A 16,612-nucleotide genomic window follows, 5' to 3' on the forward strand; every position below is an offset into this window, starting at 1 on the left:
TTAAAAAACGCCTCAAATTTACTACGACACATTCTTAAGGTGGATATATAAAAGAAGTAGAAATAAGAATAATTGTATTAATAAAGATGATTGAGTTTTATAATAATGCACACAAAATGAATGCTTTTTAAATAGTTGTTATATTGATTTTATAAAAATTAATTCGAAATCCAGTCCATTAAAATGTACTTGGTTCAGGCGCGAATTAGTCGCTCTACAGAACAATTATTAATTTGAAGCATACTTTGTTGGGTATCAAATTCATAATCCCTAAAAGAGGCTAAAAAGTGAGTTAAACGAACTTCTTTAGTCCTTAGCCCCGCCAATTATCTATTGTAGTAAGCCAAGTATAAATTAAGAATGGCTATCTTTAAAATCTGCTATACTAATTCTACATATTATCTAAGTCTTTCTAAAAAGACGAGCTCGACCAACGAGTGCGTAGTGCATAGATGCTTTCTAATGCACAGATAATAACAACCCATTATTTTATAAAAATTTAAACAGAAACAATTGATTAAAAAATCGATTGCAGTATCTCTTTCAATTGTAGTACACAATTCGAAATGCGATGCTCTTACCGTAAATCAAAAATGAAAAGTGAACAGTTAATACCAAGAAATATAGAGATGTTCTATAACAAAGCATCTGAAGAAACCAGACTAGAAAAAGGCATGGGCCTATTTGAGTTTGAAAGAATAAAATCGCTTATTGAAAAATACCTTTCTACATCATCTTCTAAGATTATAGATGTTGGTGGTGGTACAGGAAAGTATGCTGAGTGGCTTGCCAAAAAAGGTCATGAAGTTTATTTGGTAGAACCCGTTGCTAAACATTTACAACTAGCAGAAAATAGAGCTAAGAAATTAAAGAACAAGTTCTCGGTTCATTTGGGTGAATCTAAAAAATTAGACTTCCCAAGTAATTATGCAGACCTCATCTTACTTCATGGTCCTCTTTATCATCTTCAGAGAAAAGAAGATAGAGAATCAACCATTATAGAAGCTAGGCGTGTTTTAAAAAAAGGCGGAATCATCTTAGGATTCGCTATCAATTATACGGCATCAACTTTGGTCGGGCTTTTAAATGGTCTAATACATAAAAGGTCATTCTTTGAAATGTGCAAGAATGAATTGACTACAGGAATACACAATCCGCCAGATGATTTTCCATGGCTCTTGGCCGAGGCTTATTATCACAAACCAGAACAATTAAAAGAAGAGTTCAGACATCAAGATTTAACGTACTTAAATATATATGCGGTTGAAGGAATGGCTTGGCTTGATAAAGACTTCTTTGCAAATATGCTGAATGATAAAAAGAGAAAGAACTTAATTGAACTATTACAAATTACAGAAAACGATAACAACATTTTGCCATTTAGTCCGCATATGATGATAGCAGTAAATAAACAAACACATGAAAAATAAAGACAGATATTTTAAAGCACTAATTGAAAATAAGAATCAATTAAATGAAATTGACTTAGGAGAAAAAATACAATTAGACGAAGATGAAACCAGAGAAGTAATTACACAACTATTATCTGAACATAGAATTAGATTTGAGGAAAAAAGTATTTGTAAGTATAGCGTTGTAAACAAAAAGAGTCGATGGTAATTAAATAAATATTGGTAGGGTTGATTTTCAAAAAACAGACTTCAATTAAAATGGGAAAAATAATTATCTTAATTATCAAGTTTCCAAAGTACAAGTGATATCTGGAAAACAAAGAGTTTTCCGTATACTTGCTAAGTCTTTTTTTTTTAGGATTGATTGGCGAGTACCTATCGCAAAAGACTTGCTTAATTATAAGCAATGTTCTTTTTTGCTTTTTTTACTCCGAATGAATTCGCATCAATCCATACAAGACTCCAATTAATAATAGGATCAGTATTATAGCTTTCAAGGGTTACTGTTTGTTCTTGGGAATTAAAACGATAGTATCCATTTATCCCTCTCGAACGAATTTTATTTCCGCACCTACGCTCTATTCTCCTTCCTAAGTTAAAGGTTATGCGATATTGACCGGTGCTCAAAAAACGAAGTTCGCTACCGATTTTCAAAGTTCTACTGCGCTTATAAACTGTAATTTCAGTATCACCTTTTTTTATAGTCTTATAAACCTTCCAACGATCAACTAGAAAAGATTTAGATATTTCTTTCTCTTGAGCAAAACACAGTTGAGCAAAAAAGAGGATTAGCAAGATTATTGGTTTTATCATAAATTGGTTAAAACAAGAACCGTTCCATCCGATGTACAAGTACTTTCAATTTAGCAATATGATAAGTTCGTATTTCAAAGTTAGTCCTCAATTATAATATCAAGTAACCTAAGGTGATTTCATTCGTCTTGAACTTATGAAAGAAATCATAGTTTTACTTCTTATACTAATTCAAGGTCAAGTTACATCTGATGTTATACTGAAGAAAGAATTGATCGGTACATGGAAGATTGAAAAAGTTTATATTACCCGACCAGGTATTTGCATTCCAAATGACATCAACCAAATAATTGGAAGCACTTTTACATTTACCGATGAACATTTACGCTATATAACTTCTAATAATAATTGGTTCTTGGTAAGTAATGATGATCAATTATACTGGTTTATCAAAGACGAACATCTTATTATAAAGTCAAATAATCATCAAGATTACCGTTCAAAAATCACTTTTGAAAAAGGTAAGTTGAAATTACATCTTAGTAATTTGATTGCGATTCGTTTGATAAAAATTTAGATCGAACTTATAAATCTTAAAATAGATTGTCACCTAAATTTAAAGACTATGAAGTTGTAAAAATATTAGGTTGAAACTTAGAGAAATATCACACCAATCAGAAACCAAATCAACAATTAAAGTATTGAAAAGATTTAAAATACCAATTTGTATGTTAATTGGTCTTTAGACAAACATATTCAATTTAACCTTGTATGTGAATGTTATAGAATCAAAAGGCATTAAAATATAACGATATGTATATTAAAGGGTTGGAAAAGCGCTATTATCAATAGCCTAAACCTTGTATTCAGTAGTAACAACAAAGCCCTTATCATCTAAGATGATAAGGGCTTTATATAATCGTTATGTTTACCTATAGTCGTTCTAAACCAACAGTTCTTGATTGACCCTCATAATCCACATCTTCTCGTTGTAGGAGTCGTTCAGCTTAGAGTAGTAAGAGATTAAAGCCTTGGTCCAAGAGTCGTGCTTTTTAAGGTATACGTATCTGTAATTGTTCTTAGGGTTGATGAAGTAACTTGCATTTAATCCGAATGAATTTAGCAAGGCTACAAATCGTTTTGCATTCTTAGGGTTGGCGAACACATTTGCAATAAGGTAATAACCAGAACCGGCACCTTCAATAACATAAGATTTTGAATCAGCTTCTCTAGAATCTACATTATCTCTAACCACCTCATTTGAGGTTAAAACATTAGAATCATACTTCGAAGATTTCTCTTTGATCTTATTTACATTGCTTGCGTAAGCCTCGTTAGTGTATCTATTATCAACATTCATAATCCAAGTGGCACCGTCATATGTACCGTTCAGTTTATTATCGTGAGCGGCTACAGCTTCTGCAAATGTATCATACCGTTGTAAGTATACGTACTTTAAACCTGTATTAGGGTTGTCAATATAATCAGCATTAATACCCTGCTCATTTAGACCGTCAATAAAGTTGTTCATGTACTGCCCACCTTTATATACATTGGCAACTACATAGTAACCATCTGTAACATCTGGTAAGTCTTTAAACCTTCTGCTTTTCACTCCGTCTTGAGTTACTTCTCTAGCTGCTTTCGCAACAGGGGTATCATTGTTTCGTGGTCTATTTGCAACTACAGCATCTTTAGGCTGCACTTGCTCTTTAAGCCTACTATCAGCCGAAATATTCGTATCGGTATAGTTTTCTGCAATTTCTTGCTTTTCTGTAACAGGATTCTCTCTTTGATTAGAAACTACTGCTACCCTATCTTGTTGTGTTTGACCAACTGCTTGATTGCTTGTAACCGCTTCACCTGAATTACTAGGGTTATAATTAGAAGAAGTATTTTGTTCTCCTGAATTACTCGGGTTATAGTTAGACGCAACCGCAGTATTACTATTCTCATCAAGGAAAAGCTCTTTTGCCTTATTTTCTAAGTCGGGTCTTTCTCCGTTGGTTTCATTTCTAACCATACGCATTACCATCGCAAAACGTCTTTCTAAATCAGATTGGCGAATAGCCTCTAAAGAATCTTGACGAAACATCAGCTCTTCGATGATGGCATCGTTTTCTGCCAATTTCATCTTTAACTCTTCTATCTCTTCATTGGTTGCAATATTCTCAGGCTCCTCATCATTCTGCACTAAATCATCTTCATAATCATCTTCTAACATTACCCTATCTTCGGTAAGGTTTGGAGAGAATGAATAGGCAAATGATATCTCATGCGTAACTCCGAAATTATCAAAGTTGTTAGACAATCCTTTTTCCATAGTATAGCCTAAAGAAATTCTTTGGTTCAGGTTAAAACCTACACCTGCGGCTGCACCATAAAAACTATCATATCCACCTTGAATCCATCCTAATTTTGGAAGGTCAAGAATTAAACTTCCTCCTAAGGTAACATCTTCTTCTCCTACTTTTCTAACTCTTGCCAAAGGCATTAAACGCCCTTGTTCAAAAATACCATCTTGCTTTTCAAACTGATGGGTATATTGTAAGTGACCAGAATATGTTTTGTCTTTAAACTCGGTTACCGATTCGCTCGTCTTTAAGTTGTAATCAAAAAGATTTTCAGCAAAAACACCAACATCGAACTTACCATAAGAAAGGTTAAAACCAGGCTGAAATGATAACAAGTTCTGATCTTGCAACCCTGCCAAGAAAGGATCTTCTTCAACAGTAGATGCTCTACCATTATCAAATCCACTTTGGTAGTAAGAAACGTTTGCGCCAAAAGTAAAGTTACTCTTGTCGTTCAATTTAATACCGTAGGCATAATTTGCCAACACACCAAAGTTACTTAAGATACCTTCTCTTTGAGAATATAGACTAAGACCTAATCCGGTTTTATCATTGATACGTCCACTATAGCTTAAGAAATAGTTTTGATTGTTATCATCAAATTGTACCGATTGGTTTCGGTGTAACAAATTGATATAGGATTTGTCTTCCCTAACCGTTGAAAACGTTGGGTTGATTAAGAATCGGTTATACTTCAGAAGGTTCTGGGCAGGAACATCGTATGATACAAACGGATTTTCCTCTTGCCCGCTAACCTTCATGATAGCTAACACAAATAACAATAGATATAAAACACTTTTCTTTAGCATGGTGAGCTTAACGTATTACTGTGATTGTACCTTGTTTAAGTACTTCACTGGCATTCCTGATTTTATAGTAGAATACCATGTTTTGTTTAGTGAACGCAGTAGTTGACTGCGGCCAGTTATTTTTATAATCGAATTCGTTTACAATTTCTTGCCCTTGTTCATTGTAGATAATTACATTGACATCGGCTTTATTAGAATAAGAGTTTGGTATGATCCATTGATCATTAATACCATCTCCGTTCACGGTAATTACATTAGGCACTTTAAAGGTGTCTAAATAAGTTACTTCTATCTGTCTAACAATCTCACAATTGTCAATAGAAGCTATTAGGGTATAACTACCGGCTTCGGTAAAGTTTACACTATCAGCGTTGCTTACTTCTACCGCATTGGCATCTAACCATCTGTAGGCTGTACCTCCGCTTGCTGTAACCAATCTAGTAGTACCTTCTGGCATTACTATTTCTGTACCTGGGTCAAGTGTAATTAGGTTTTCGTCTAACGGTGTAACAACAATCTCATTAGAGATTAAAGAACAACCATCTCTATCTATCGCTAAAGTATAGGTACCCGCGGTAGAAACCGTTAATACAGCATCTGTTGTGTTGATCGAAGCACCATCTAATTGCCATTGATAAGTAGCTGAACTTAAGTCGGTGGTTGTGCTTAAAGTAATAGTTTCGCCACCGCTACAGAAAACAGTTCCTGAGCTTGTAATACTTACCGTTTCGTTTGTTAGTAATTGAACAGGTAAAACATTAGAGTCTACATCAAAACTACCAACGGTTGCATTTAAATCGTAATCGCCATTTTCAGAATTTGAAGCCAAACTAATACTGTTGCTAGTTGCACCGCTTATAGCAGCACCGTCTTTACTCCATTCATAAGTAAATCCGTCAAGTAAAGCACTAGTAACATCTGTTTTAGTACCATCTGCAGCTACTGCGTTTATAAGTTCAACACCTAATGTAGTACTTGTGGTTTCACAAGATGTATACGCATCGGTATAGTTTATGGTCATTTCAAAAGAAGCAGGAGACACTACAGTAGTAACATCAGAGTTTTTAGAAGATACTGAACAAGCACCACCTGTTTGGGTAACTTCTGCATAGTACTCACCATCTTCAGTAATTGTAAGTGTGTTGTTTGTTTCACCAGAAATCTCAACAGTATTTCTAAACCATTTATAACTTGGTGTAATTGCTGTTGTGCTTACTGATAATACTTCGTTTTGTGTAGGCAATAAAACCATATTGATTTCATTATCTACAGAAACGGTATATAATTCTGCATTGGTTATAGCTACTACTGCAGATCTTTCATTACAGATACCTGTTCCAGAAATCTCTACTGCATAGTCACCTTCGAAACCTGCATTCGCAGCATTCACATTATATGAAGTTGCTGTTGCACCAACAATCTCAACATCATCTTTAAACCACTGGTAGCTCCAAGAAGCATCCGTTTGGTCTATACTTAACATTTCTGTATCGGTACTACATAAAGAAGTTTTGCTTGGGGCAGTAACTGCAATACCGGTTCCTGAACCGCCAATAGTTACATCTACAATATTAGAATCTGTGTTACCAGAACCGGTACATCTTGGTCCGTAATTGATATATACATTATACATACCCGATTGCGTAACGTTTAATGTATGCCCAGTTTCACTTGTTAATTCTGTTCCACTACGAAACCAAATATACTGATAGGTTTCTGGGTTGGCAATATTATCAACTTGCAACGTAATAGCACCAGTACTACACACCGTACCCGGAGGCACACCGTTACCCAATTCACTAATGTTTAGATTAGAGGTAACATCCATATAATACATATTATACGCCTCAGATTCGCTACCCACTTTTACAGGGTCGGTACTACGTACTCTCATCTTGTAGCCTTCACCACGAGTAGTTGTTGGTATCGCAAAACTTGTATCGAAATCTTTTACGGAATTTTGGTCGGTAATCGTTTTCAATACTTCTGGATTATCAAAGCTACCACTAGCATCAGATAATTCGAGTATAAACTCGTTACCTGCGTTAGCAGTTCCGATCCAGGTAATATTGACAAAATATTCGTTGAATCCGCTATTACCTGCACAAACGGCAGACCACGGAGTACTACCTGACAGGTTTGGATTGTCTGCAGGTTCTGGAGCATTAATTACTATTGCTTGCGCAGATAATTGAAAAGCGCAGAATAGCATGGATAGTGCTGTAAATACGGTAAGTTTGTTCAAAGTTTTCATATGTATTTGTAGTTATGGGGGCCACTACGGTTGAAAAGTTGGTTAATAAGTTTTTCCGTTCACAACATTTCTTAGACAAATATGTCATTAAATACGACGAAGTGGAACTTTATGTTGTCGGAAGGAAGATTTCTGTTGTGAAACTCATTTTATGTAAGGTGTATTTATTTTAAACCTGCCAATTAAGGCAATTTTGCTACTTTTGTACCCTGAAAAATAATGACATGAGTGAGACAACGAAGTCTTTGAATTTTATTGAACAAATTGTTGAAGAGGACTTGGTAAATGGTTATACCAAAGACGAATTACGTTTTCGTTTTCCTCCAGAGCCTAATGGTTACCTTCATATTGGGCATGCAAGCTCTATTTGCTTAAACTTTGGTTTAGGTCTTAGATATAATGCACCTGTAAATCTGAGGTTTGACGATACCAACCCAGCAAAAGAGGAGCAAGAATTTGTAGATGCCATCAAAAAGGATGTAGAATGGTTAGGTTTTAAGTGGGATACCGAACGGTATGCTTCCGATTATTTCCAACAATTATATGATTGGGCTGTTGAATTGGTTAAACAGGGCAAAGCTTATGTCGATAATCAATCTTCTGAAGACATGGCTACTCAAAAAGGTACACCTACAGAACCAGGAACCGATAGTCCGAATAGAAATAGGTCTATAGAAGAGAATTTAGAGCTCTTTGAAAAGATGAAAAACGGAGATTTTAAAGAAGGTACTCATGTATTAAGAGCCAAAATAGATATGGCTTCTTCTAATATGTTAATGAGAGACCCTATTATGTATCGTATACTACATAAGGCACACCACAGAACAAATACCGATTGGTGTATTTATCCGATGTATGATTGGACACATGGTGAAAGCGATTATATAGAACAAGTATCTCATTCTTTCTGTACGTTAGAATTCGCAATGCACCGCGAGCTATATAACTGGTTTTTAGATCAAGTATATGATGAAACTAAAGTAAGACCTAAACAACGCGAGTTTGCTCGTAGAAATTTAAGTCACACTGTAGTTAGTAAAAGAAAACTGGCTCAATTAGTAGAAAAGGGTGTAGTTGATTCTTGGGATGACCCTAGAATGCCAACCATTTCTGGTTTAAGAAGAAGAGGCTATACACCAGAATCTATCCGCAATTTTACAGATACTATAGGTATAGCAAAAAGAGATAACCTAATAGATGTTTCTTTATTAGAGTTTCAAGTGCGTGATCACTTAAATAAAGTTGCACCAAGAGTTATGGGTGTTTTAGATCCTCTGAAAGTAGTTATTACAAATTACCCAGAAGGTGAAGAAGAGTGGTTAGATGCTGAAAACAATCCTGAAGATGAAAGTGCCGGTTCTAGAAAAGTTCCTTTTTCAAGAGAATTTTATATTGAAAAAGAAGATTTTAGAGAAGAAGCGAATAAGAAGTTCTTTAGATTAAAACTTGGAAAAGAGGTTCGCTTAAAGAATGCATACATTATAAAGGCGGAATCTTGCACAAAAGATACTGATGGGAATATAATAGAGGTACAATGTACGTATGACCCAAAAAGTAAAAGTGGTAGTGGTACTGAAGAAAGCTTGCGCAAAGTAAAAGGAACCTTACATTGGGTTTCAATAAAACATGCTGTCGAAACCGAAATTCGTTTATACGATCGTTTATTTACAGATGAAAGTCCGGATACTCATAAAGACAAGGATTTTATGGAATTTGTAAATCCAGATTCTTTACAAGTAATTAAAGGTTATGTAGAACCTCATCTTAAAGAAGCACAAATTGGAGACCGTGTTCAATTTCAACGCATGGGATATTTTTGTGTTGATCCCGATACTACAGCTGATAATTTAGTTTTTAATAGAACCGTAGGTTTACGCGATTCTTGGGCAAAAATTCAATAGAAATTAAAGTATAAGTATTTCTTATTACTATCACCCTTATTAATTGGGGTTTATTATTAAAATCCGCTTGCAGGCACGCTGTCTACAAGCGGATTTTTTAATTTAGACTCATTGGTATTATTTAATAAGAAGAACTCCGTTAATCGCTTTAAAACAAGAATTGTACCGTTCTTTGATTGATAGGGATTAGTGCTGTAGATTTAAATATAACATCTATAAAAAAATCCCGAAAACCAAGGTTTCCGGGATTCATATAAAAGTTTACCAAGATTAAAATTTATTCTTTAATCTTCGGCTTATTGGTTTTCTTCATGCTTTCTCCTATCATGTTACTTGCCGTAAAACTAGCAACCATATTATTTAACATGTCACTACCAGCTTGTGGTGAATTAGGTAACAATATTAAATTCGTATTTGTTTCTTCTCCGATACTTTGTAATGTATCATAATGTTGCGTTACCACAATTAGGGCAGAAGCCTCTTGTGAATTAATGCCAACTTTATTCAATACTTCAACAGATTCTTCCAGACCACGAGCAATTTCTCTACGTTGATCAGCAATACCTTGACCTTGTAATCTTTTACTTTCAGCTTCAGCTTTTGCTTTTTCTACAATCAAAATACGAGCAGCATCACCTTCAAACTGCGCAGCAGTTTTTTGACGTTCAGAAGCGTTAATACGGTTCATAGCTTCTTTAACCTGTGCATCTGGATCAATGTCGGTTACCAAAGTCTTGATAATATCAAAACCATAATCAAGCATCGCTTCTTGTAATTCAGATTTTACAGCTATTGCAATATCATCTTTCTTTACAAAAACATCATCTAATTTCATTTTAGGTACTTCTGCCCTAACTACATCAAATACATAAGATGTTATTTGCTCATGCGGATATTCTAATTTGTAATAGGCATCATACACTTTCTCTTTAATAACCACATATTGAACAGATACTTTTAGCTTAACAAATACATCATCAAGTGTTTTTGTTTCTATAATAACGTCTAATTGCTGAATTTTTAAACCTATTCTTGCAGCTATTCGTTGCACAAAAGGAATTTTAAATTGAATACCAGATTGTCTAACACTGGTAAATTTTCCGAAAGTTTCTATTAAAACAGCGGTTTGTTGTTTTACAATAAATACACCCGATAGGATAGTGGCAATCACTAAAAACGCAATCGGAATCCAAATAAATGAGCCCATGATTTTTTCTTTTAAAGTTAATATTGGAAGATACTAAATGCCTTCATACTATTAGTAGCATTTATTCCATATTTGTTACAGAATAATGGGTATAACTACATAATCTTCAATTTATATGGTAATTGCTATTTCCAATCCAACGATACAATTGAATTTCTAACACCTATAAACTCCGTTCTCGATTACTTAAATTAGACCTAAACAAAAAAATGTAAACCATGCTTATCTCTATAAATCCGAAATTACCGATGCGAAACAGAAATGCTACCATAGACTATTATGTTAATTCGCTCGGATTCAAAAAAGTAGGCGCCATTGATTATCCTGAGTATTTAATGGTAAAAAAAGACGACATCGAAATACACTTCTTTTTGTTCGAAGCTCTAAATCCAAAAGAAAACTATGGTCAAGTATATATACGTACCATTGATATTGATGCAACATACCAATCGTTATTAAATACTAACGTGCCCATACACCCTAATGGCAACTTAAAGATAAAGCCCTGGGGGCAAAAAGAATTTTCGCTTTTAGATCCAGATAAAAATCTATTAACCTTCGGAGAATCGTTCAACCAATAGAACTATACATAAAAGAAAAAGGGAGCTCAAATGAGCTCCCTTTTATATAATTCAATGTATCTATTAGATATCAAAACGATCTAAATTCATCACCTTCGTCCAAGTTCTACTAAAATCGCGAACAAATTTCTGCTTCGCATCTTCTGTACCATAAACTTCGGCTAAAGCACGTAACTCTGAATTAGAACCAAATATTAAATCTGCTCTAGTACCTGTCCATTTAACAGCTCCCGTTTTACGATCGCTACCTTCAAATACAGTGTCATCATCAGAAACTGCCTTCCAAGTAGTACCCATATCTAAAAGATTAATAAAGAAATCATTGGTAAGCAACCCGGGCTTATCGGTAAAAACTCCGTTAGTAGAACCATCATAATTAGCGCCAAGTACACGAAGTCCACCAACCAATACAGTCATTTCTGGTGCAGTTAAGGTTAGTAGGTTCGCTTTGTCAATTAACAATTCTTCTGGCTGAATAGAAATATTCCTATTGGTATAGTTTCTAAATCCGTCAGCAAGTGGTTCAAGTGCATCAAAAGCTTCAATATCTGTTTTCTCTTGTGTCGCATCGGTACGACCAGCGTTAAATGCTACTTTAGTATCGTATCCTGCTAGTTTGGCAGCATTTTCAACAGCGGCCGTACCTGCAAGAACAACTAAATCGGCAAAAGAAACTTTCTTATTACCAGACTGACTATCATTAAACTCTTTCTGAATCTTCTCTAACATAGCAGTAACCTTAGCTAATTGCGTAGGGTTATTCACTTTCCACCCTTTTTGAGGCGCTAGACGAATACGACCACCATTGGCACCACCACGCTTATCTGACCCTCTATAAGTAGATGCAGAAGCCCAGGCTGTAGCAACTAACTCTGAAGTCGAAAGACCTGAAGACAAAATTGTTTTCTTTAAACTTGCGATATCGTCATCATTAATTAATTCAAAATCAACCGCTGGTACTGGATCTTGCCAAAGTAATTCTTCTTTTGGAACTTCAGGACCTAAATAACGATCCACAGGCCCCATGTCACGGTGCGTTAATTTATACCAAGCTCTTGCATATGCATCTTTAAATTCATCTGGATTCTCTAAAAAGTTTCTAGAAATTTCTTCATAAGCTGGATCTATACGTAAAGACATATCTGTAACCAACATAAACGGTTGGTGTGTCTTTCCTGGAATATGTGCATCTGGCATTTCACCAGCACCTGCATCGCCAACTGGCTTATATTGCCAAGCCCCAGCCGGACTCTTTGTTAATTCCCATTCGAATCCGAATAAGTTTTCAAAGAAGTAATGACTCCATTTTGTAGGTGTTTGTGTCCAAGCACCTTCTATACCACTCGTAATTGTATCAGCACCAGAACCGGTACCAAAACTACTCTTCCATCCTAAACCTTGTTCAGTAATATCAGCTGCTGCAGGTTCTGCACTTACATATTTTTCCGGATCTGCAGCACCATGCGTTTTACCAAATGTATGACCACCAGCAATCAAGGCCACAGTTTCATAATCATCCATAGCCATTCTTTTGAATGTCTGTCTTATGTAATGTGCAGCTTCTAAAGGATCAGGATTTGCATTATGCCCTTCTGGGTTTACGTAAATCAATCCCATGTGTGCAGCACCTAAAGGATTTTCTAATTTATCTCCTTTTTCATCATAACGCTCTTTGTTTCCTAACCATTCAGTTTCAGACCCCCAATAAATATCTTCTTCTGGTTGCCATATATCTTCACGACCACCTGCAAAACCGAACATTGGTAAGCCCATACTTTCATGAGCAACATTACCTGTAAGAATTAGTAAATCTGCCCAAGAAATCTTTTTGCCATATTTCTGCTTAATTGGCCATAATAATAATCTTGCCTTATCTAGATTAGCATTATCAGGCCAGCTATTTAATGGAGCGAAACGTTGGTTACCAGCACTTGCACCACCTCTACCGTCAGATATACGATATGTACCTGCACTATGCCAAGCCATACGAATAAAGAATGGTCCGTAATGCCCGTAATCAGCAGGCCACCAGTCTTGACTAGTAGTCATTAAATCGGTTAAATCTTTCTTAATAGCAGCTAAATCTAAAGATTTAAACTCTTCGGTATAATTAAAATCATCGTCCATTGGATCTGCCATTTTCGAATGCAACCTTAGTATATTAAGATTCAACATATTTGGCCACCAATCTCTGTTCGTTGTTCCGCCACCAGCTGCTTGATGCATTTCGCCATTTAAAAATGGACAATTCGCTGCAGCGGGATCATTAACATCCCAAGCTTCACCTTTATCGTTAGTACTACTCATGATTATATAAATTTTAAGTTGTTTTTAATTTTATGTAAAACTATTAGTATTGTGTCTATGATAAACTAATTTATCATAAATAATATTTATAGTAAGATATCCTTGTACTTTTTACTTTACTATTTTATTGTCATATATGTTTTTTAATCCTTTCAAAATCAGAATATCCTAAAGATAAACACATATGAGTGAAATTTAAATCGAAATACCTAAGATTTAATAATTTAGTAAGACAAACTAACAACTCAAACTAATGAACATATTTTCCTCAAAGGAATATTCTATTAAAAAGTCATCGACTTTATTAAATAAATACACCTATTTAAAGTACCTATTTTTAGTTTGTTGTTTTTTACAAAATATAATTGCTCAAGACATACCTAACCCAGATAATGTTATAGGCTTTGAAATTGGGTCGGACTTTAACCTTGCTACTTACGAACAATCTATTTCTTATTTTGAAAAATTAGCTGCAGCTAGTGATATGGTAGAAATAAAGTCTGCCGGAAAAACATCTGAAGGAAGAGAATGGCAATATGTATTAATTTCTACTCCTCAAAATCTAGAAAAAATAGATCACTACAAATCTATTTCACAACAGTTAGCACATCCAGAAAATCTAACAAAGGAAATGGCAAAAGCGTTGGCAAAAGAAGGAAAAGCTATCGTAGATATTAGTGGTGGGCTGCATGCCTCTGAAGTAGCGGGTGCACAACATATACTTACTTTGGCATATGACCTAGTTAAAAATGCAAAAACAGAGAAGTACGACGCAATTTTTGAAAATGTTATTCTAGTTCTTTGGCCATCACTAAACCCAGACGGGCAAGATATTATTGCCAACTGGTATCTAGGTAATGTAGGTACACCTTATGAAGTAGCAACTACACCATGGTTATACCAAAAGTATGTTGGGCATGATAATAATCGTGATGCATATATGTTGAATCAGCTAGAATCTCGTGTTGTTGGTCGTGTTTGGCGAGAGTGGGAACCAAGTATTATACATGTACATCATCAATCATCTCCTTTTCCTACTAGAATATGGTTACCGCCTTTTGCAGAACCCGTTGCACCCCAAACTCCTCCATTAATGGCAAGAGAAGTAAATATGATTGGTATGGCTATGGCACAAGAATTAGAAACTGAAGGTCTGCCTGGTGCAGTACACATGGGTAAAGGTTTTGATGCTTGGTACCCAGGTTATATTGATTACATGCCAATGATGCAGAACATACCATCATTTTGGACAGAAACATCCCTATATAAATTTGCAACTCCGCATTTTTATACCATTAAGGATTTTCCGAAAGAAAGAGCAGACTTAAGAGTAGAATCGTTGTATTCTAGCCCGTGGAAAGGCGGATGGTGGCGTTTAGGTGATGCAGTGAAATATATGGAAACCGCCTCAATAGCGGTTTTAGATTATGCCGCTAAATATAAAGAAACCTTATTGTTTAATAAATATCAAGCAGGTACCGCAACAATTGAAAAATATAAACAAGAGCCACCCTATGCCTATTTCATCAAACAAAAACAACGTGATCCTGTTCGCCCCGTAGAATTTCTAAAGAGATTAGCCTTCAACGGTATTAAAATTTCTCAATTAGATACCGATGTTTCATTTGAAGGCAATGATTACCCTAAAGGAACTTGGGTAATACCTATGGCCCAAGAATTTGGTGAATTAGCCAGACAACTAATCGACATTCAAGAATATCCTGATTTAAGAGAATCACCCGACGGACCATTAGAACAACCTTATGATGCAGCAGGCTGGACATTACCATACCAAATGGAGGTAGAGGTTATTGCAGCTATGACACCTTTATCACAATTGGTATATTCTAGCTTAAGCCCAATAAAAGGCAGCGCTATACCAGAAAATTATAATAACGATATCGATTTAAGCAAAACAGATTTTATTGGCGGTGCGGGTTTTGACACCAACGAAGTTGCCGCAGGCATTAAACCGTTACCGGGAACCTTAAAAGGTAGTGGAAGTACCATGGTTATCAATCCGAAAGAAAATAATTCATTCCGGGTTATTGGCGATGCTTTGAGTCAAAATATTCCCGTTTGTTACGACTCAAAAAAACAAACCTATGCCATAAGCAACACATCAAAGTCACAAATGCAAAAATGGGTGAATGAATATGCTTTGAACGCAAGATTAGTTTCAAGTAAACCTAAAACCAAGATAACATCTCGAATCGCTGTTTATGATCCGTGGAAAGCTAGTATGGATATGGGTTGGACAAGATGGCTTCTAGATAATTTTAAAATACCATATACTGTCGTTAGAAATGCCGATATCAATAATGGCAACTTAAATGAGAAATTTGATGTAATTCTTATGGCTTCAGAAAAACCGGGAACTATAGAAAATGGCTTTCAAAAAGGAATGGCTCCACCACAATATACTGGAGGGTTAAAAGGTTTGGGAGTCAGAAATATAGAAGCTTTTGTTAGTACTGGTGGCACATTGATTTGTTTAAATAAGAGTACAGATTTTGCAATAAAAGAACTTCATTTACCAATTGAGAATAGTGTAGAAAAATTAAAGAAAAATGAGTTTTTTACTGGTGGTTCTATCCTAGAAGTAACCAATAATAATCTACATCCAGTTATGGCGGGTATGCCCGAAAAATCTAGTGTATTCGTCTTCGGTAGCCCTGTATTCAACACACTTGAAGGATTTGAAGGTGAAATACTGTCTAAATATCAAGAAAAAGGATCTCCATTATTATCAGGTTATTTAGTTGGTGAAGAATACATGAACGATAAAGCAGCAGCCGTAGATGTTCATTATAAAAACGGGCATGTCGTTCTTTTTGGATTTCAGCCACAATGGCGAGGTCAATCAATGGGTACGTATAGAACTTTATTCAATGCATTATTATATACAAATGACGTTGCAAGAAATCATGAAGTATTAGAAGATTGGTCTACTACAGAAGACGAAAAAACAGAAAAAGAACTTGAGGTCAAATCCGAAGAACAAAAGCAAATTTCAAATTAACTAAATAGTAGG

The 16,612-nt window shown here is 35.2% G+C and carries 11 protein-coding genes; 6 read left to right on the forward strand and 5 right to left on the reverse strand.

The features are described from left to right. The first annotated feature begins 593 nt into the window (after positions 1-593). The gene (locus ACJJVT_RS16445; protein WP_405400141.1) at positions 594-1,430 is read left to right on the forward strand and encodes a class I SAM-dependent methyltransferase; all 837 of its coding nucleotides are present in this window, start codon (positions 594-596) and stop codon (positions 1,428-1,430) included. Further along, positions 1,420-1,620 carry a hypothetical protein gene (locus tag ACJJVT_RS16450; RefSeq protein WP_405400142.1) on the forward strand — a complete coding sequence of 67 codons (201 nt, stop codon included), beginning with the start codon at positions 1,420-1,422 and terminating at the stop codon, positions 1,618-1,620. The genes ACJJVT_RS16445 and ACJJVT_RS16450 overlap by 11 nt, the downstream gene beginning before the upstream one ends. A gap of 185 nt (positions 1,621-1,805) precedes the next feature. Here the strand turns inward: ACJJVT_RS16450 and ACJJVT_RS16455 are convergent, their stop codons facing one another. Continuing rightward, positions 1,806-2,225, reverse strand: a complete 420-nt coding sequence (locus ACJJVT_RS16455; protein WP_405400143.1) for a hypothetical protein — start codon at positions 2,223-2,225, stop codon at positions 1,806-1,808. Between the two features lie 136 nt (positions 2,226-2,361). Here ACJJVT_RS16455 and ACJJVT_RS16460 point away from each other — a divergent pair, with 136 nt between their 5' ends. After that, positions 2,362-2,742 carry a hypothetical protein gene (locus ACJJVT_RS16460; protein WP_405400144.1) on the forward strand — a complete coding sequence of 127 codons (381 nt, stop codon included), beginning with the start codon at positions 2,362-2,364 and terminating at the stop codon, positions 2,740-2,742. A 366-nt stretch (positions 2,743-3,108) separates the two neighbouring features. On the opposite strand, the gene ACJJVT_RS16465 is transcribed toward ACJJVT_RS16460, so the two are convergent. Continuing rightward, on the reverse strand, positions 3,109-5,328 hold the full coding sequence (locus tag ACJJVT_RS16465; protein ID WP_405400145.1) for a type IX secretion system membrane protein PorP/SprF: 2,220 nt from the start codon (positions 5,326-5,328) through the stop codon (positions 3,109-3,111). Positions 5,329-5,335: 7 nt separating this feature from the next. Then, a complete protein-coding gene (locus tag ACJJVT_RS16470) occupies positions 5,336-7,582 on the reverse strand; it encodes a gliding motility-associated C-terminal domain-containing protein (RefSeq protein ID WP_405400148.1) in 2,247 nt (748 codons plus the stop codon). A 224-nt stretch (positions 7,583-7,806) separates the two neighbouring features. On the opposite strand from ACJJVT_RS16470, the gene ACJJVT_RS16475 reads away from it, so the two are divergent. Beyond that, complete coding sequence (locus ACJJVT_RS16475; protein ID WP_405400149.1) at positions 7,807-9,483, forward strand: glutamine--tRNA ligase/YqeY domain fusion protein; 1,677 nt, start codon at positions 7,807-7,809, stop codon at positions 9,481-9,483. A 277-nt stretch (positions 9,484-9,760) separates the two neighbouring features. Here ACJJVT_RS16475 and ACJJVT_RS16480 read toward each other — a convergent pair whose 3' ends face one another. After that, the gene (locus ACJJVT_RS16480; RefSeq protein WP_405400151.1) at positions 9,761-10,690 is read right to left on the reverse strand and encodes an SPFH domain-containing protein; all 930 of its coding nucleotides are present in this window, start codon (positions 10,688-10,690) and stop codon (positions 9,761-9,763) included. Positions 10,691-10,908: 218 nt separating this feature from the next. Here ACJJVT_RS16480 and ACJJVT_RS16485 point away from each other — a divergent pair, with 218 nt between their 5' ends. Then, on the forward strand, positions 10,909-11,271 hold the full coding sequence (locus ACJJVT_RS16485; protein ID WP_405400152.1) for a bleomycin resistance protein: 363 nt from the start codon (positions 10,909-10,911) through the stop codon (positions 11,269-11,271). Positions 11,272-11,334: 63 nt separating this feature from the next. Here the strand turns inward: ACJJVT_RS16485 and katG are convergent, their stop codons facing one another. Next, positions 11,335-13,578 carry a catalase/peroxidase HPI gene (gene katG, locus ACJJVT_RS16490; RefSeq protein ID WP_405400153.1) on the reverse strand — a complete coding sequence of 748 codons (2,244 nt, stop codon included), beginning with the start codon at positions 13,576-13,578 and terminating at the stop codon, positions 11,335-11,337. Between the two features lie 253 nt (positions 13,579-13,831). Here katG and ACJJVT_RS16495 point away from each other — a divergent pair, with 253 nt between their 5' ends. Next, complete coding sequence (locus ACJJVT_RS16495) at positions 13,832-16,600, forward strand: M14 family zinc carboxypeptidase (RefSeq protein ID WP_405400154.1); 2,769 nt, start codon at positions 13,832-13,834, stop codon at positions 16,598-16,600. The last annotated feature ends 12 nt before the right edge of the window (positions 16,601-16,612 follow it).

Origin of the sequence: Maribacter sp. Asnod2-G09 (assembly GCF_045063795.1) — a bacterium.
Lineage (GTDB): Bacteria > Bacteroidota > Bacteroidia > Flavobacteriales > Flavobacteriaceae > Maribacter.

Coding starts and splice junctions, on each gene's coding strand:
- ACJJVT_RS16445 (WP_405400141.1), top strand. CDS start 594: ATGAAAAGTGAACAGTTAATACCAAGAAATATAGAGATGTTCTATAAC.
- ACJJVT_RS16450 (WP_405400142.1), top strand. CDS start 1,420: ATGAAAAATAAAGACAGATATTTTAAAGCACTAATTGAAAATAAGAAT.
- ACJJVT_RS16455 (WP_405400143.1), bottom strand. CDS start 2,225: ATGATAAAACCAATAATCTTGCTAATCCTCTTTTTTGCTCAACTGTGT.
- ACJJVT_RS16460 (WP_405400144.1), top strand. CDS start 2,362: ATGAAAGAAATCATAGTTTTACTTCTTATACTAATTCAAGGTCAAGTT.
- ACJJVT_RS16465 (WP_405400145.1), bottom strand. CDS start 5,328: ATGCTAAAGAAAAGTGTTTTATATCTATTGTTATTTGTGTTAGCTATC.
- ACJJVT_RS16470 (WP_405400148.1), bottom strand. CDS start 7,582: ATGAAAACTTTGAACAAACTTACCGTATTTACAGCACTATCCATGCTA.
- ACJJVT_RS16475 (WP_405400149.1), top strand. CDS start 7,807: ATGAGTGAGACAACGAAGTCTTTGAATTTTATTGAACAAATTGTTGAA.
- ACJJVT_RS16480 (WP_405400151.1), bottom strand. CDS start 10,690: ATGGGCTCATTTATTTGGATTCCGATTGCGTTTTTAGTGATTGCCACT.
- ACJJVT_RS16485 (WP_405400152.1), top strand. CDS start 10,909: ATGCTTATCTCTATAAATCCGAAATTACCGATGCGAAACAGAAATGCT.
- katG (WP_405400153.1), bottom strand. CDS start 13,578: ATGAGTAGTACTAACGATAAAGGTGAAGCTTGGGATGTTAATGATCCC.
- ACJJVT_RS16495 (WP_405400154.1), top strand. CDS start 13,832: ATGAACATATTTTCCTCAAAGGAATATTCTATTAAAAAGTCATCGACT.